Source organism: Gracilimonas sp., from assembly GCF_014762685.1.
Lineage (GTDB): Bacteria > Bacteroidota > Rhodothermia > Balneolales > Balneolaceae > Gracilimonas.
This window is the reverse complement of record NZ_JABURM010000006.1, coordinates 288,848-302,887: the sequence shown is the minus strand read 5'-3', so window position 1 is coordinate 302,887 and position 14,040 is coordinate 288,848. Positions and strand designations below refer to the sequence as shown.

Genomic DNA, 14,040 nt, shown 5'->3' with positions numbered 1-14,040 from the left:
TTTGGTTAAAACTGAGTTGTATTCAATTACCCGCCATTGAAATAGTCAATGACAAAAACCTTAATAGTATTCTAAAGGAAGATGAAGAAGCAATCCCCATAAAAGAGCATTGAATGCTAAGTTATTTAGAGATTGCCCGTTGTTGACACCCGAAAATACGTTGAACGGGTTAAAGTAATCGGATAGATTACTTTTTTTCTCCTTTTTCCTGAATACGAGCTGCTTTTCCACGAAGATCTCTCAGGTAGAAAAGTTTTGAACGTCTTACTTTTCCTTTTTTCTTCACTTCAATTTTTGCAATAAAAGGAGAGTTCAAAGGGAAAACACGCTCAACACCAACGTTGCTGCTGATCTTACGAACAGTAAAAGTTTTATTTGGGCCACTTCCACGCTCAGAAAGTACGATGCCTTCATACTGCTGAATACGTTCTTTTTCACCCTCACGTACACGATAGTGTACATTTACCGTATCGCCGGCAGTAAACAGAGGAATTTCCTCATTTATTAGGCTTTGCTCTACAAGTTTTAGCTTATCCATGATTTCTAAATTTAATCCCGACAGCGGCCGGAATTGTTGTTAATGTTCTTTCTTAAATTTTTTGTACAAATCTTTTCTTCGTTCTTTGGTTCTCTTTACGGATTGTTCATGTTTCCAATCCGCCACTTTTTGGTGGTTTCCTGAAAGCAATACATCCGGAACCTTTAACCCTTTGAATTCTGCTGGACGCGTGTAAACAGGGGCTTCCAGCAGGTTGTCTTGAAATGAATCATTTAATGCGCTTTCTGCATCTCCCAACACACCGGGAACAAGGCGGACAACGGCATCAGTAATTGCAAGTGCCGGAATTTCTCCGCCCGAAAGCACATAATCACCAATGGAAAATTCTTTGGTGATGAGTTCATCTCTAACTCGCTGATCGACGCCTTTATAATGGCCACATAAAATGACAATGTTTTTTTTCAGTGACAGCTGGTTTGCATGCGATTGTTTAAAAACTTCACCATCGGGTGCCGTAAAAATCAGTTCGTCGTAATCGCGCTCGGATTGTAATTGCTCGATGCAACTGAAAATGGGTTGCGGAGTCAATACCATGCCGGGCTCACCGCCGTATGGATAATTATCTATTTTATTATGCTTGTCTTCGGTATAGTCCCGAAGATCGTGGACATGAATTTCAACCAACTTTTTATCAATAGCGCGCTTTACAATACTGTGATTCAGCGGGCTTTCTAATAAAGCGGGAACAGCGGAAATGATGTCAATCCTCATTTAAATTCCCTCCAGTTCATCCAGGTTTTGGCAATAGATGTTACCGTCACTAGTGGTTTTTACAAAATGATCGACGTATGGAATAAGCCTGCTTCCCGAAGTAGTTGCAACTACCAAAATAGGGTGTGCCGGATTATTCATCACATCAATCACTAAGCCGATTGATTCATCATCATCAAAAACTTCATGATCAACTAATGAATCTTCGGTTTCACTGTTTACTTTTAAAAAAGGCTCGGCATTTTCAACTTCAAGGAAAATACCGCGGTTTTTTAAAGCTTCAGCACCGGTGCGATCAGCGATATGGTCAAATTGTACAAAGAACGAAATATCATTTCTTTTTCCCTCAACACGCATATCTGTAATACGTGCAGGGTAGAAGTCACCTCTGTCATTTCGCAAATAAACCAGCTTCAGGTTTTCAATTTCCTGAGGATCACTCACATCAAAGAAAACTTTGAGTTCGCCCTCAAGTCCGTGGGAACGTAATACATGTCCCACCTGAATAAAGCCCGGTGTATTGGCGTCCCGATTCATAGGCGCCGGATATTAAATTATCCTTCTTGTTTACTTTCCCAGGCACGCTGAACCGTTACACGGTCTTCATCGTCTGGTACAAATCCTTTTAGGTCTTCCAAATCTGTATCCTTGATATGGTCGATAGCCTCTTTTGCAGTCATATCAGTAGAAACCTGTCCGGATGTTTCTTCGGCTTTTTCTTCAGCCGGTTCTTCATCTTTGGTTTCTTCTTCTGCGTCATCAGACTCTTCTTCGGCAGCTTCAGTTGTTTCTTCCTCAGGTTCTTCTTCTTTTTTGTCTTCTTCCTGAGTTTCTTCTTTAGCTTCAACCTCTTCTGCTTTATCTGAAGATTCTTCTTCGGCTTCTGCCTCGGTAGTTTCCTCTTCAGTTTCAGTAGCTTCCGTTTCCTCGGCCTCTTCAGCAGCTTCGGCTTTTTCTTCTTTAGCCTCAGTCTCTTCTGATTTGTCGGCTTCAGCACCTTCTAAAGCGGCTTCAATTTCTTCAGCTTCCGTTTTTGGAGCTTCTTTCTCTTCAGCTTCCTCGGCTGCTTTTTCAGCTTCTACTTCTGCAGCAGCTTGCTTGGCTTTTTTCTGAAGCTGTTCTTTGTATTCTTTCTCTTCAGCAGCAAGTACGGCTTTGTAATCTTCTTTTCGGCTGGCGGCGTCTTCTTTTTTGGAATCTCTGTATTCTTTCCATTCCGCTAATGCAGCTTCAACTTCTTCTTCACTTTTGCCCCAGTTTATGAGATGGCGCTTGTATAAAATACCTTCGCGACGAAGAATTTTACGTACAGTGTCGGTTGGTTGAGCTCCGGTATCTAACCAATAAAGAATGCGGTCTTCGTTGAGTACCACTTCTTTTTTCTCGGTTACGTTGTCATAACGACCCACTTGCTCTACAATTCGGCCATCACGGGCATAGCTTTTTTCCGCAACTACAATATGCCAAATTGGGCGTTTCTTACGTCCTTTGCGTTGTAATCTGATTCTTAACAATGATGTTCTCCAATATGTGTGTTTTAATTATAAGTTCTTATCGGCCGATAGGCAGATTTTTCAGTCCTTGAAGAGCACGTCCGGCTTTACCCATTTTCGACATGGTCTTCATCATTTTTTTCATTTGATCGAACTGCTTCATGAGTTGATTGATCTCATGAACTTTGGTGCCAGAACCTTTTGCTATACGTCGTCTTCGACTTCCATTTAATAGCTCGGGATTCTGACGCTCCTCCGGCGTCATTGATAAGATTATAGCTTCAATCGGTTTGAACGCATCATCGTCGATTTCTGCATTATCCAATGCTTTGCTGGCGCCGGGTATCATAGAAACAAGATCACCGAAGTCTCCCATCTTCTTGATCTTTTGAATTTGCTCGAGAAAATCATTCAGGTCGAATTTATCCGACTTAATTTTCTTTTGAAGTTTTTCAGCTTCATTCTCGTCAAATTCTTTTTGAGCTTTTTCAACAAACGAAACCACATCTCCCATGCCCAAAATACGCTGGGCCATTCGGTCGGGATAAAAAGGAGAAAGAGCATCCAGCTTCTCGCCGGTACTCACAAATTTGATGGGTTTATTTACAACGGTCTTGATGGAAAGGGCAGCACCACCGCGGGTGTCACCATCCAGCTTAGTTAAAACTACACCGTCGTAATTAATACGTTCGTTAAATTCTTTGGCTGTGTTTACAGCATCCTGTCCGGTCATGGAATCGACCACAAACAGAATCTCATGAGGATTTACGGCTTTCTTAATTTCCGCAACCTCATTCATCATCTCCTCATCTACATGCAAACGACCCGCAGTATCAATAATAACCGTGTCGAGCGCTAAACTTTTAGCCATGGAAACGGCTTCTTTGGCAACGCGAACGGCATCTTTCTGTTCGATGGAATACACCGGAACATCAATTTGAGATGCGAGTATCTTAAGCTGGTCAACAGCGGCAGGGCGATAAACATCGGCGGCAGCAAGAAGAGGATTCCTTTTATGCTCCTGCTTTAAGTATCGGGCTAACTTACCAACGAAGGTAGTTTTACCCGAACCCTGAAGTCCGGCTATAAGAATTACTGTAGGAGGGATGTCGGCCTGTGCGATATCGACCCGTTCACCACCGAATGTTTCAACCAGCTTGTCGTGCACAATTTTTGTGAACTGTTGGCCGGGATTAACACTGGTAAGTACGTCGGAGCCGAGCACCTGCTCTTTAATATCATCCGTAAACTGGCGGGCTACCTCATAATTAACGTCAGCATCCAGCAATGCACGGCGAATTTCACGGACAGTCTCCGCGATATTCACATCCGTGATGCGAGCTTCCCCCTTAAGGGATTGAAACGCTTTATCTAATTTTGAGGATAAATCTTCAAACATTTTGTTAAATCAGTTTTTCTCCGCCAATTACAGAGCCTGTAAAAATACGGCATCTTTTCAGGCTTATCAACAGCTTTGTGGATAATTATTTTTGCGAGAGTTGACAGTTGATAAGATGAGAGTTGAGGATGGTTGATTCGGCTTTTTAGACTTGAATAGAGTGATAGAGTTTCCGCCCAAATTTTGAAAAAAATGAATAACTCTGTTTTGAGCTAACGAAAACAGGAGGAAAAAGCTACTTACAGTCTGCAAATCTTGAAGGGGTTGTACAATGAATTTACCCCTGAGCATATCACTTAGCCTTTGTGCACTCAATTGGGAACATTCTTTCAAAAGTAATAGTAAACATTACAAACCTTGTAATAAAAATTAACGGTCATGATGAGAGAATTTACGCTACTGGTATTGCTCGTTGTATTTACAGGAGCATGTGCAAGCACAAAGCCCCCAACACAAGAGATTACCCAGGTTGAGTCGTATATCCAGCAAGCGGAACAAGTGGGAGCGGATGATTATGCTCCTTTGGAGATCCGGGAGGCTCGAAAGAAACTGGAAAAAGCAAAGGCACAAGTAAGCCAGGAACAGTATGAGGATGCTGAATTAACAGCCGAGAAAGCTATGGTGGATGCTGAGCTTGCGCAGATTAAAACGCTGTCAGCTAAATCTCAACGAGCCGTACAACAGCTTCGGGAGAGCATAAAAGCCCTTCAGGAAGAAATTCAAAATAATCTAAATAAAGAGAGAGGTTAAGTATGCGAACGGTTACCCATGCATTAATACTTGGATCGGTACTGATTTCATTTGTATTAGCCGGTTGTGGCGGGCCTCCTCAGAATAATCCGTTGTTGACACAGGCTGAGCAGGAATATCAACAAGCAGAAAATGATTCCTTAATAGTTTTAAAGGCCCCCGTTGCACTTAAGGAAGCAGAAGAGGCGCTGGGGCAAAGCCGGCAAATCTGGCAAGATAAAGGAGACAAGAAACTAATTGAGCATCATGCGTATATCGCGCAACAAAAAACGAAGATAGCCACAGAAACAGCCCGGTTAAATGCTGCCCAGGATGAAGTGGAACGAGCTGAGGCTGAACGTCAGCGCGTGTTAATTGAAGCAAGAAAAGCGGAAGCCATAGCGGCAGAGCGTCGTGCGGAAAAAGCCCTTGAGCAGGTTCAGGAAGAGCGGGAAGAAGCATTAAGAGCTCGTCGTGAAGCCGAGGAGCTGGCCGGAAGGCTTTCTGAAATGGAAGCCCGCCAAAGTGAACGGGGAATGGTGCTAACCTTAAGTGATGTATTATTTGATTTTGACAGCGCTACCCTGAAACCGGGAGCTTCCAGAGTTGTGAATGAATTATCAAATTTTCTAAAGGAGTATCCGGAAAGAAAGGTGCAAATTGAAGGTTTTACGGATAGTGTCGGGTCAGCTGAATACAACAAGAACTTATCCCAAAGAAGGGCGGATGCTTTAAGATCTGCCTTGATTCGCGCCGGGATATCTTCCCAGAGAATTCAAACGGTCGGATATGGGGAAGAGTACCCTGTGGCGACGAATGAGAATGAGGCCGGACGACAGCAAAACCGACGGGTAGAAGTTATTATATCAAACGAAAATGGAGTTGTTACGCAGCGCACGCAATAACTTCTTAGGCAAAGAGAGAGGCCTGGCGGGAAATGAGTAATTTCCCGCCTTTTTTATTCAAGCTTGTAACTTTCTGCAAGGATTAAAGTGTAACAGGTATCCTATCCAAAAAGCTGCTTCGGGTGAAAATCAAAGATTTATACTCCGGGGCGGCTTTTTTATTTCCAGTATGAAGGTGTGACTCTATAATTTAAACTCACAATCTTTCCTCAGCGCTTCATTCAGCATTTGCTCGTAATCTGAAGCGTTAATTTCAACACAGCCGAATTGGGCAAGGTGGTCGGTGTAGAACTGAGTGTCCCAAAGTAGAAAACCATTATTTTTGAGGATTTCGTGGCAGTAATATAACGCTACCTTATCTGCATATTTTGCTTTCCTGAACATGCTCTCTCCGAAAAAGGCGGCTTTTAATTTCACGCCATATAAACCTCCGACTAATTTTCCTTCCCGGTAACTTTCCACGCTGCAGGCATTTCCATGCTGATTCAGAACATCGTAAGAATTAATTATCAAATCATTGATCCATGTGGAATCCCGGTTGGCGCATTGGGTTACCACTTCCCGAAAATTGCGGTTTACCCTTATTTCAAAGCGCTCCTGGCGAATGATCCGGCTTAAGTTTTTTGAAGTGTGAAATTCCCCGATTGGAATAATGCCTCGTTTTCGAGCCGTGTACCAATCCACATCATCGGAATCTTTGCTTTCCGCCATGGGGAAGATTCCCCGGGCATAGGCTTCGAGCAGTTTCTCAGGTGGGAGGATGCGCATAATAATAACAGCACCTTGCACACAGCACATCGCGCAAATGCTGTGCTGTGTGCAAAGTGCCCTGTGTTTTAATTAAAACTCACAATAAAACATCCCACCACTTCCAATCGGAGAACCGGGAGGCGGGGCGGGGGCATCTTCAACTTCAAACTCTTCGGGATTGGTGAAGAACTGAGCGATTAGATGAGCGCCATACTGACTGTCGGCATCCTTATTTCTGGACAGCTTAGACTGTAGATCCTTGAGCTTTTGATGCATAATTGCTTTGGTTACAGGGTTGGCCCGACTTGATGCTGCTAACTCGATCATATTCTTCAAAGCTACATGCTTAGTGACACGTTGAACTGATCCGAGATAACCGGGCTGTAGTTTGCGGTCCCAGGTATGACTCACCAACCGGTCGATTACATTTTCCAGACTCAGGTTTCCTTGACGGGCAGAATATTCAACCAGTCTGTTGGCACGATCCGCATTCAGGATTAAACTAACGGAAAGGTCAGCAGCCGTTTCGGCAATGCCCAGAGCATCCATAGCAGGGCCGGTATTTCCATTGAATAATTCACGGGAGTAACCAAGTCCTGCAGGTCGGGGAGGGATAATCTCCAAGAGATCTTCCGGCAGTGCCAATGCTTCAGGAGAAATGGTTGCAAGCATTTCATTCAGTGCTTTTTCCTGAGTGGCTCGATCTACTATTTCAGGATAGGCCTGATTGTCACCTTTCACCTTGTAGGTGTAATCGAGTCCGCCAATAAGTTTTACGGTAGCTTCCACCTGGTAGCGGTGGAACAGGTAGATTGGAACGAGTACATCGTGTAGTTCAGCAAGTGGCCGGCCGGCTTTCAGATTAGCTTCCCCAAAATTCTCAAGAGCTGTTCTGCGGATTTCCATGATTTTAGGAAGTTGTGCTACCGGGTCATCTCCAAATTCCCATAAGTGTGCATCTGGATGAGCACCGCTCTGCGGGCGAGCATCCTGATCAGAAATATATTTCAAGCCTGAACCATAGCCTTCTTCCAGGACTTCATTCAACGCAGCTTTCTCATCGGTTCCTTCAGGGAAATCTTGATAGCCATAGGCCACGGCCAATTTATCCCACTCACCAATTCCAACGTCATATGGATTGGAAAGATCAATTTCTCCATTTACAATTTTAGGCTGGGGGTGCGGGTAATCCATTACGGAAGCATCATCGGTTACGCTGGCAGCAAAATTGTGCGCAATCCCGATAGTATGGCCAATTTCATGGGCTGAAAGCTGACGAATTCGGGCCAGCGCCATTTCCTGCATCATGGTGTTTTCTTCGGATTCATCCGCATAAGGAGCAAGAAGTCCTTCTGCGATCAGAAAATCCTGGCGAACACGGAGTGAACCGAGGGATACATGTCCTTTGATAATCTCACCCGTGCGTGGATCACGAACTGACGATCCATACGACCATCCACGTGTTGAGCGGTGGATCCACTGAATTACATTATATCGAACATCGAGAGGGTGAGCATCTTCGGGCAATACTTTTACAATGAACGCATCTTTGTACCCGGCGGCTTCAAAAGCTTGATTCCACCAACGTCCGCCTTCTAATAAAGCGCTGCGGACAGGCTCCGGGGTTCCGTTATCCAGATAATATACAATCGGCTCTACCGGCTCACTGACTTCTGCACCAGGATTTTTCTTTTCCAACCGGTGCCGGGAGATAAAACGTTTTGTCAGAGATTCATCAATGGGAGTTCCATAGTCTTGATAAGATATACCAAAGTATCCGGCCCGAGGGTCGTATTCTCTTTTTTCATATCCGTCATCCGGCAATTCAACAAAGGAGTGATGCTGCCGAACCGTGATGGCTTCAGGAGTAGGAACTACGGAACGTACATACCCACCGGGATTATTCCCCTGAAAGGTAAGCGTAGCTTCAAATTCTGTATTTTTTGGGAAGTTTAAAATCGCTTCTTTATAAAGTGCAGAGCGATTTTTGTCCAAACTATAAGAACCTTGATTACTTCTTTGCAAGGTTTGGGTTACTCCGTGTGCGTCCTGCAATAAAAATGGGGTGAGGTCTATCAATAGTTTTCCGTCTTCCTCGGCGGCTATTTCAAAACCGGCTAAAATTGAAGAGGCAAATGCTTCATTTACAGATTTTTGTTCGAGCGGATTATCTGTTTCTGCACGGTAACCGTAATTAGGCTGAACCATCATTACTTTGGGACCCCGGCGCTCAAAATAGACAATACGGGTGTCACCCAATTGCCCGCGATCAAGTCCGATATCATTGGAGCCAATTCCCGCTGTAAGTGAATTCACATAGATAAATTCGGTATCCAGTTTATCAATCTCGAGCCAAAGTTGGTCTTTAGCTTCATCATAGTAATAATCAAAAAAGCCTTCGGTTTTATCAATCCCTTCAGTTTTTTCAGAAATAGTCGGGATTTGTGCTGTGGCGTGTACCGCCAAAAACGTCAATAAAGAAAAAAGTATCGTTCGTTTCATAAAAGTTGGAGATTAGGAAAGTTGGATTATATTATGGTAGATAACAGTTAGAGCCAATATGTGAAAGTAAAGGGGATAAGAAAAATGTTAAAGTTTGAGATTGTTTAAGTGACTTAACTTCAGGGTATTATCACGATATGGTTTTTACAAAAATTAAATTATGTAACAAAAAACCTTTGAAAAGCTTTTACTGTATAGTCACTAAGACAAAAGTGGCGAACAATATCAGAAATCTTGAGTACTAACTAACTGATTATTTGTAACAAAAACCGAATAATATGAACAATGATACAGGTACTATAGCTAAAATTGTTTTTTCAATACTACTTTTCCCTACTTTTTTTCAGGAAGAGTTTTTGGCTTTTGCATGGGCAGCAAGCGATCCTTTATGGGCGATGTCATTAAAGCGGGTATTTTTATTGTTACCTGTTTTGACATTTATTTTAGGTGCTTGGGTTACTATACCAACGGTTTTGTCTATTATTTTCAGGCATAATCGAAAGGAGTATACACTCTCTTTGTTTACCACATGGTGGGATTTAGGAAAATCCATCGCTTATTTTTGGGCGGGATTGGCCAATTTCTTTTTTTACTTGGTGGTATATTTATTAGGGATGATAAAAATGTTGGTTCTCGGAGTGATGGCCGTACTGCAAACTATTTTATTGATGCCGTTTCGATTGCTCGGTTCTGCGGGGAAAAAAGTTACCGGGTCATCCATTCCGTTAATAGCAGTATTTCTAACGCTTTTTTGGGTGTTGATTGAAGCGACCATTTTCACCTATGTAACTACCCCTCTTGTTCTTGATACCCTATCTAATATTACCGGGGAAACTATTGATATAACGCTGATGCGAATAGCTCTTTTTACTTTCCTGTTTTTTATTGTTTTGGGAAGTTATGCGGTACTTTCAACTTTTGTAGATTCAGTAAAAGAAAAAAACATATCACATATCATTGGTATTGCTGCCATTGAAGTGATTGTGTTGCTGGTTGAGGTATTGTTTCTTTACAGAGAGTTTGTGGATGCCCTTATACCTTGGTTCGCAATGTATGCGGAAGACTTTCAGATAGGTATTTTAGGTATTCTTGCCATTTCAACATTTGTTTGGTTTGGGATTCGAAGTTTATCGTGGTTTCTATTTGCCTCGTATGGAACGCCTACAATTATGGCAATCATACAGGGTAAAGGTATTGAAGGTGCGAAAAGTAAAGAACCGTCAGAAGCTTCAAAGAAACTTTCTGCCCAAATATTTGATACGGATGAGTACATGAACGGCATCAAAGAGAATATTGACTGGGTGCAACAAAAAGGAGATGAATTGATAGAGGCTTTTATGTTGCCTCCCTTACAATTAGTGGCCTCCGCCATAAATTTCTGTACTCTTCTGGTGGCCGGTAAACATATGTTTGATTTACCCTTGACCGATATGGAAAGCCTCAAGAAGACCGGGGGTGTCAACACCGGTAATGAGAAGAAAGCGGAATTATCCTCCGACAAAGCAGCAAACGCAAATTAAGAATAAGAGACTATACTATGATTAAATTAATGCGATTTATTTTGCTTTTTGGGGCACTGACCCTGCTAAGTTGTACGACCTCTGACGAACCTAATCCTCGCCTCTCTTTATTTGTAGGTGTAGATGTAAGTGGTTCATATATAGACAGCGGGCATTTCGATAACTCATTAGAATTCCTTTCTCACTATATATATGCCCACCTTAACGGGATAGGAGAATTGGAAAAGCCGAATGTGCTGTTCGTTAGTTCAATCGGGGGATCTGAGAACAATGAACCGAAAACCTTCTATCCGATTCAAACTTTTGAAAACAGGAGTGTGGAGGAAATTGAAGAAAAACTTCATGAAATATTCCCAAAAGAAGAGCAGAACCGTTTCACTGATTTCAATGCTTTCTTTGAACAAATAGCACTAACTATCCGGAACAAAAACCTTCTTTTGCGACCTGTTTCGGTGGTAATGCTGAGTGATGGCATCCCTGATGCCCCCGATGTAATGAGGGATGGGACAACAGATTATAGCAGCATTGACTTTTCCCCTCTCGAAAAGCTATCCCGAAATATAACTATACGTCTACTTTATACGGATGCTACCACGGGCAGAAGCTGGCAAACAGAAGTGCCTCGGCGAAGAGTTAAGGTTTGGACTCAGGATGCAAATGTAATGACTGCTTGGAATGATTCTACTCTTTTCATCCCCAATAAGCCACTAAAAGAGCAGGATCGCTTTATTGAGTGGGTTGAGGATAATGTAGATTTCGGCGTTCGGGCACGAAGGGTGAATTAGAAAATTGGGATTACAGTATCCAATTAATAAAAGGGTGCGAAGGTGAAAGGTCGATTTAAGGTCTTGGCGGCGATCCTTGCACCTTTTGTATGGTGGTGAAATTTATTTTTTCAAATACTCTGTAAACTCTCCGCTTCGAACCCGTTTGAAATAGCTTTTGGAAGCCTCACGGACTTTAGATGATAGCATGAGTGCTGAAATCATAGTGGGAACAGCCATCAAAGCAAACATGCCGTCAATGAGATTGATTACAGCATCCAGAGAAGCGACAGCTCCAAAAATAATGGAGAAAACATAAAAGTAATTGTATAAATACTGCCGTTCTGCCCCAATCATGAATCCAAGACATTTGGTTCCATAATAAGAATAAGAAAGCATGGAGCTCACACTAAATGTGAAGACCGAAATCAACAGCAAGTAAGTTCCAAACGCTGGCAGGGCTTCGTTAAAGGCATTCAAGGTTAAAGTAACACCATTGGCTTCCGTAGTTTGCCATACACCTGTTACCAGGATTGCAAGGGCCGTCATCGTACAAACTATAATAGTATCGATGGCAGGTTCCATCATAGCCACCAGGCCCTCGCGAACCGGTTCTTTGGTTTTGGAAGCTCCGTGTGCCAGCGATTCGGTTCCAATACCGGCTTCATTAGAAAAAGCGGCTCTTTGAACTCCAATTATTATAAGTTGACCGACAGCACCGCCCATTACCGCTTTACCGGTGAAGGCATCCGTTACAATTAACCCAAGGTAATAAGGGATGTCTCCTATATGTACTGCTAAAATAAAGAGAACAGACCCGACATAGATTAAAACCATGGAGGGAACCAACTTTGCAGCTACTTTTCCAATTTTAGTAATCCCGCCAAAAATGACCAGTGATACTAGTCCAACCAATGCTATACCGGTAAGGAGGTTTCCTGTAAAAGCACTGTCTGCTTCAACTAACCCATTTGGGATGTAAATCAAATCCCTTAAAATTTGAACTAATTGGTTGGTTTGAAAAATGGGAAGCGGTCCAAATAATCCGGCAAAAGCAAATAAATAGGCCAATGGCATCCATTTTTTATTTAAACCCTCGCGAATTACATACATCGGGCCGCCCTGAATTTTACCTTCAGTATCTTTTCCGCGATACATGATAGACAGGGTACAGGTAAAAAATTTGGTAGCCATTCCCACAATTGCACTCATCCACATCCAGAATAAAGCACCGGGCCCTCCCATAAAAATTGCAACTGCAACACCGCTGATATTCCCCATTCCAACCGTCGAGGCCAGAGCCGTAGAGAGTGCTTCGAAGTGATTGATGTCGCCTGGATCATCGGGATTATCATATTTTCCACGAACCAAATCGATGGCGTGGAAGAAAAACCGGAAGGGGGTGAAGCCGGAAGAGATAAGGAAGAAGAGTCCTCCACCGACTAATAAAAAAACGAGCGGGTATCCCCACATAAAAGATGAAAATGCTGCAAGAAATTCTTCGACGAGTACCAGGGTATTGTCCGTTAATTAAACTTTAAGCGAAGAAACTAATGAATAGAAAGATTAATTGTGCAGTGTACGCAGAAAAAATATGAAATCAGTTCCGGGAGGGCTTGTACCGGCCTTTCTTAAAAGCTTTGCTATTTGCGCCCGGTGATGTTGCCCATGAATCGTTAAGTGCATTAATATTTCTTCAACTGAATTTTGGAATTTTTCTCCCCGTGAGTTTTTATAGGTAATAAGAGTATCTTTGCGTGATATTAGGTTTTTAAGCTTTTTGGGATTTTCGTTCATGAGTGTTTCAGTTTCATGGATTGATAAATCCGGCCAAATAGCCAGCTTACTGGAGTTCCCGGTAATTCGGCTCATCCAAACTATTTGCGTTGCCAGCAGATGGGCAAACTGCTTGTATAGTTCGGCTTCATAACTTTCGGCTTCTAAACCTTTAATGGCATTAAAGACTTTACGGTTAGCCCATTCGTCATAGTCGATAAGTGTTGTGATATCCATTATCCTATTCCAAAAAACTTAGATATGCCATTTATAACAAATTGAACCCCAATCGCTAAAACAATGAATCCCATCATCCGGGTGATGACTGTCATGCCTGTTTTCCCTATATATTTTACCAAGGCAGGGGCTACTCTTAAAATCCCATATGCAAGCAAAGCCGTCATAAAAACGGCTATCCCATGCACGAGGTAATCTGTAGCACCTTGAGTATCTGAACCAAACCCAATCACTACAGCTATACTTCCCGGCCCTGATAATAATGGAAGCGCAAGCGGACTGAATGATACATCTTCTTTTTCCATAGCGGCTTCCTGGTCTTTTTTGGTAAGTTTTTGTCCGCCATTGTCAGGATTCAACATCGAAAAACCGGAACGAACAATAATTAATCCACCTGCTATTTGAATCCCCGGCAGACTTATACCAAAAAAACTTAGAATGAAAGTACCTACCAATAAAAAAGAGATGAGCACAAAAAACATGTAGGTTGTAGCCTTGCGGGCTGTTCTTATTTTCTCAGCATCCGTATGCCCTTCCATTAAAGAAATGTAAATAGGCATGGCGGCAAAGGGGTTGACCACAGAAAATAATGAGGAAAAGCTTGCAAAAAATAGCGCAGCTATGCTCATAAATACTGTTGAAAAGGGGAGGATGTCTCTAAAAAATTCTTCCATAATTGGCCAAAGATACGCACC

Annotated in this window: 14 protein-coding genes; 4 read left to right on the top strand and 10 right to left on the bottom strand. The window is 42.6% G+C overall.

The features are described from left to right. Positions 1-187 precede the first annotated feature (187 nt). Genes rplS through ffh form a run of 5 tightly spaced genes read right to left on the bottom strand, consistent with a single transcriptional unit; the run spans position 188 to position 4,162 of the window. Positions 188-538: a 50S ribosomal protein L19 gene (gene rplS / locus HUJ22_RS10885; RefSeq protein WP_290877271.1), complete on the bottom strand. Its 351-nt coding sequence runs from the start codon at positions 536-538 to the stop codon at positions 188-190. 39 nt (positions 539-577) lie between these two features. Continuing rightward, on the bottom strand, positions 578-1,270 hold the full coding sequence (trmD, locus tag HUJ22_RS10880) for a tRNA (guanosine(37)-N1)-methyltransferase TrmD (RefSeq protein ID WP_290877269.1): 693 nt from the start codon (positions 1,268-1,270) through the stop codon (positions 578-580). After that, positions 1,271-1,807 (bottom strand): ribosome maturation factor RimM, encoded by a 537-nt coding sequence (gene rimM, locus HUJ22_RS10875; protein ID WP_290877266.1) that lies wholly within the window; start codon positions 1,805-1,807, stop codon positions 1,271-1,273. Between the two features lie 17 nt (positions 1,808-1,824). Then, complete coding sequence (rpsP, locus tag HUJ22_RS10870) at positions 1,825-2,784, bottom strand: 30S ribosomal protein S16 (protein WP_290877263.1); 960 nt, start codon at positions 2,782-2,784, stop codon at positions 1,825-1,827. Positions 2,785-2,821: 37 nt separating this feature from the next. Beyond that, the gene (gene ffh, locus HUJ22_RS10865; RefSeq protein WP_290877260.1) at positions 2,822-4,162 is read right to left on the bottom strand and encodes a signal recognition particle protein; all 1,341 of its coding nucleotides are present in this window, start codon (positions 4,160-4,162) and stop codon (positions 2,822-2,824) included. 378 nt (positions 4,163-4,540) lie between these two features. Between ffh and HUJ22_RS10860 the strand changes: the two genes are divergently transcribed. Next, complete coding sequence (locus tag HUJ22_RS10860) at positions 4,541-4,912, top strand: DUF4398 domain-containing protein (RefSeq protein WP_290877257.1); 372 nt, start codon at positions 4,541-4,543, stop codon at positions 4,910-4,912. A 2-nt stretch (positions 4,913-4,914) separates the two neighbouring features. Next, positions 4,915-5,796, top strand: a complete 882-nt coding sequence (locus tag HUJ22_RS10855) for an OmpA family protein (protein ID WP_290877256.1) — start codon at positions 4,915-4,917, stop codon at positions 5,794-5,796. A 183-nt stretch (positions 5,797-5,979) separates the two neighbouring features. Here HUJ22_RS10855 and aat read toward each other — a convergent pair whose 3' ends face one another. Further along, a complete protein-coding gene (gene aat / locus HUJ22_RS10850; RefSeq protein ID WP_290877253.1) occupies positions 5,980-6,564 on the bottom strand; it encodes a leucyl/phenylalanyl-tRNA--protein transferase in 585 nt (194 codons plus the stop codon). 72 nt (positions 6,565-6,636) lie between these two features. Beyond that, positions 6,637-9,048 (bottom strand): zinc-dependent metalloprotease, encoded by a 2,412-nt coding sequence (locus HUJ22_RS10845; protein WP_290877250.1) that lies wholly within the window; start codon positions 9,046-9,048, stop codon positions 6,637-6,639. Between the two features lie 278 nt (positions 9,049-9,326). On the opposite strand from HUJ22_RS10845, the gene HUJ22_RS10840 reads away from it, so the two are divergent. Beyond that, positions 9,327-10,568: a hypothetical protein gene (locus HUJ22_RS10840; protein WP_290877247.1), complete on the top strand. Its 1,242-nt coding sequence runs from the start codon at positions 9,327-9,329 to the stop codon at positions 10,566-10,568. A gap of 17 nt (positions 10,569-10,585) precedes the next feature. Continuing rightward, a complete protein-coding gene (locus HUJ22_RS10835) occupies positions 10,586-11,353 on the top strand; it encodes a hypothetical protein (RefSeq protein WP_290877243.1) in 768 nt (255 codons plus the stop codon). Positions 11,354-11,455: 102 nt separating this feature from the next. Here the strand turns inward: HUJ22_RS10835 and HUJ22_RS10830 are convergent, their stop codons facing one another. The 3 genes from HUJ22_RS10830 to HUJ22_RS10820 all read right to left on the bottom strand — a co-directional run bounded on the left by HUJ22_RS10830 (position 11,456) and on the right by HUJ22_RS10820 (position 13,974). Then, positions 11,456-12,805 carry an alanine/glycine:cation symporter family protein gene (locus HUJ22_RS10830; RefSeq protein ID WP_290877240.1) on the bottom strand — a complete coding sequence of 450 codons (1,350 nt, stop codon included), beginning with the start codon at positions 12,803-12,805 and terminating at the stop codon, positions 11,456-11,458. A gap of 93 nt (positions 12,806-12,898) precedes the next feature. Then, positions 12,899-13,345: a DinB family protein gene (locus tag HUJ22_RS10825; RefSeq protein WP_290877237.1), complete on the bottom strand. Its 447-nt coding sequence runs from the start codon at positions 13,343-13,345 to the stop codon at positions 12,899-12,901. After that, positions 13,345-13,974 (bottom strand): MarC family NAAT transporter, encoded by a 630-nt coding sequence (locus tag HUJ22_RS10820; protein ID WP_290877234.1) that lies wholly within the window; start codon positions 13,972-13,974, stop codon positions 13,345-13,347. The genes HUJ22_RS10825 and HUJ22_RS10820 overlap by 1 nt, the downstream gene beginning before the upstream one ends. Between the last annotated feature and the right edge of the window lie 66 nt (positions 13,975-14,040).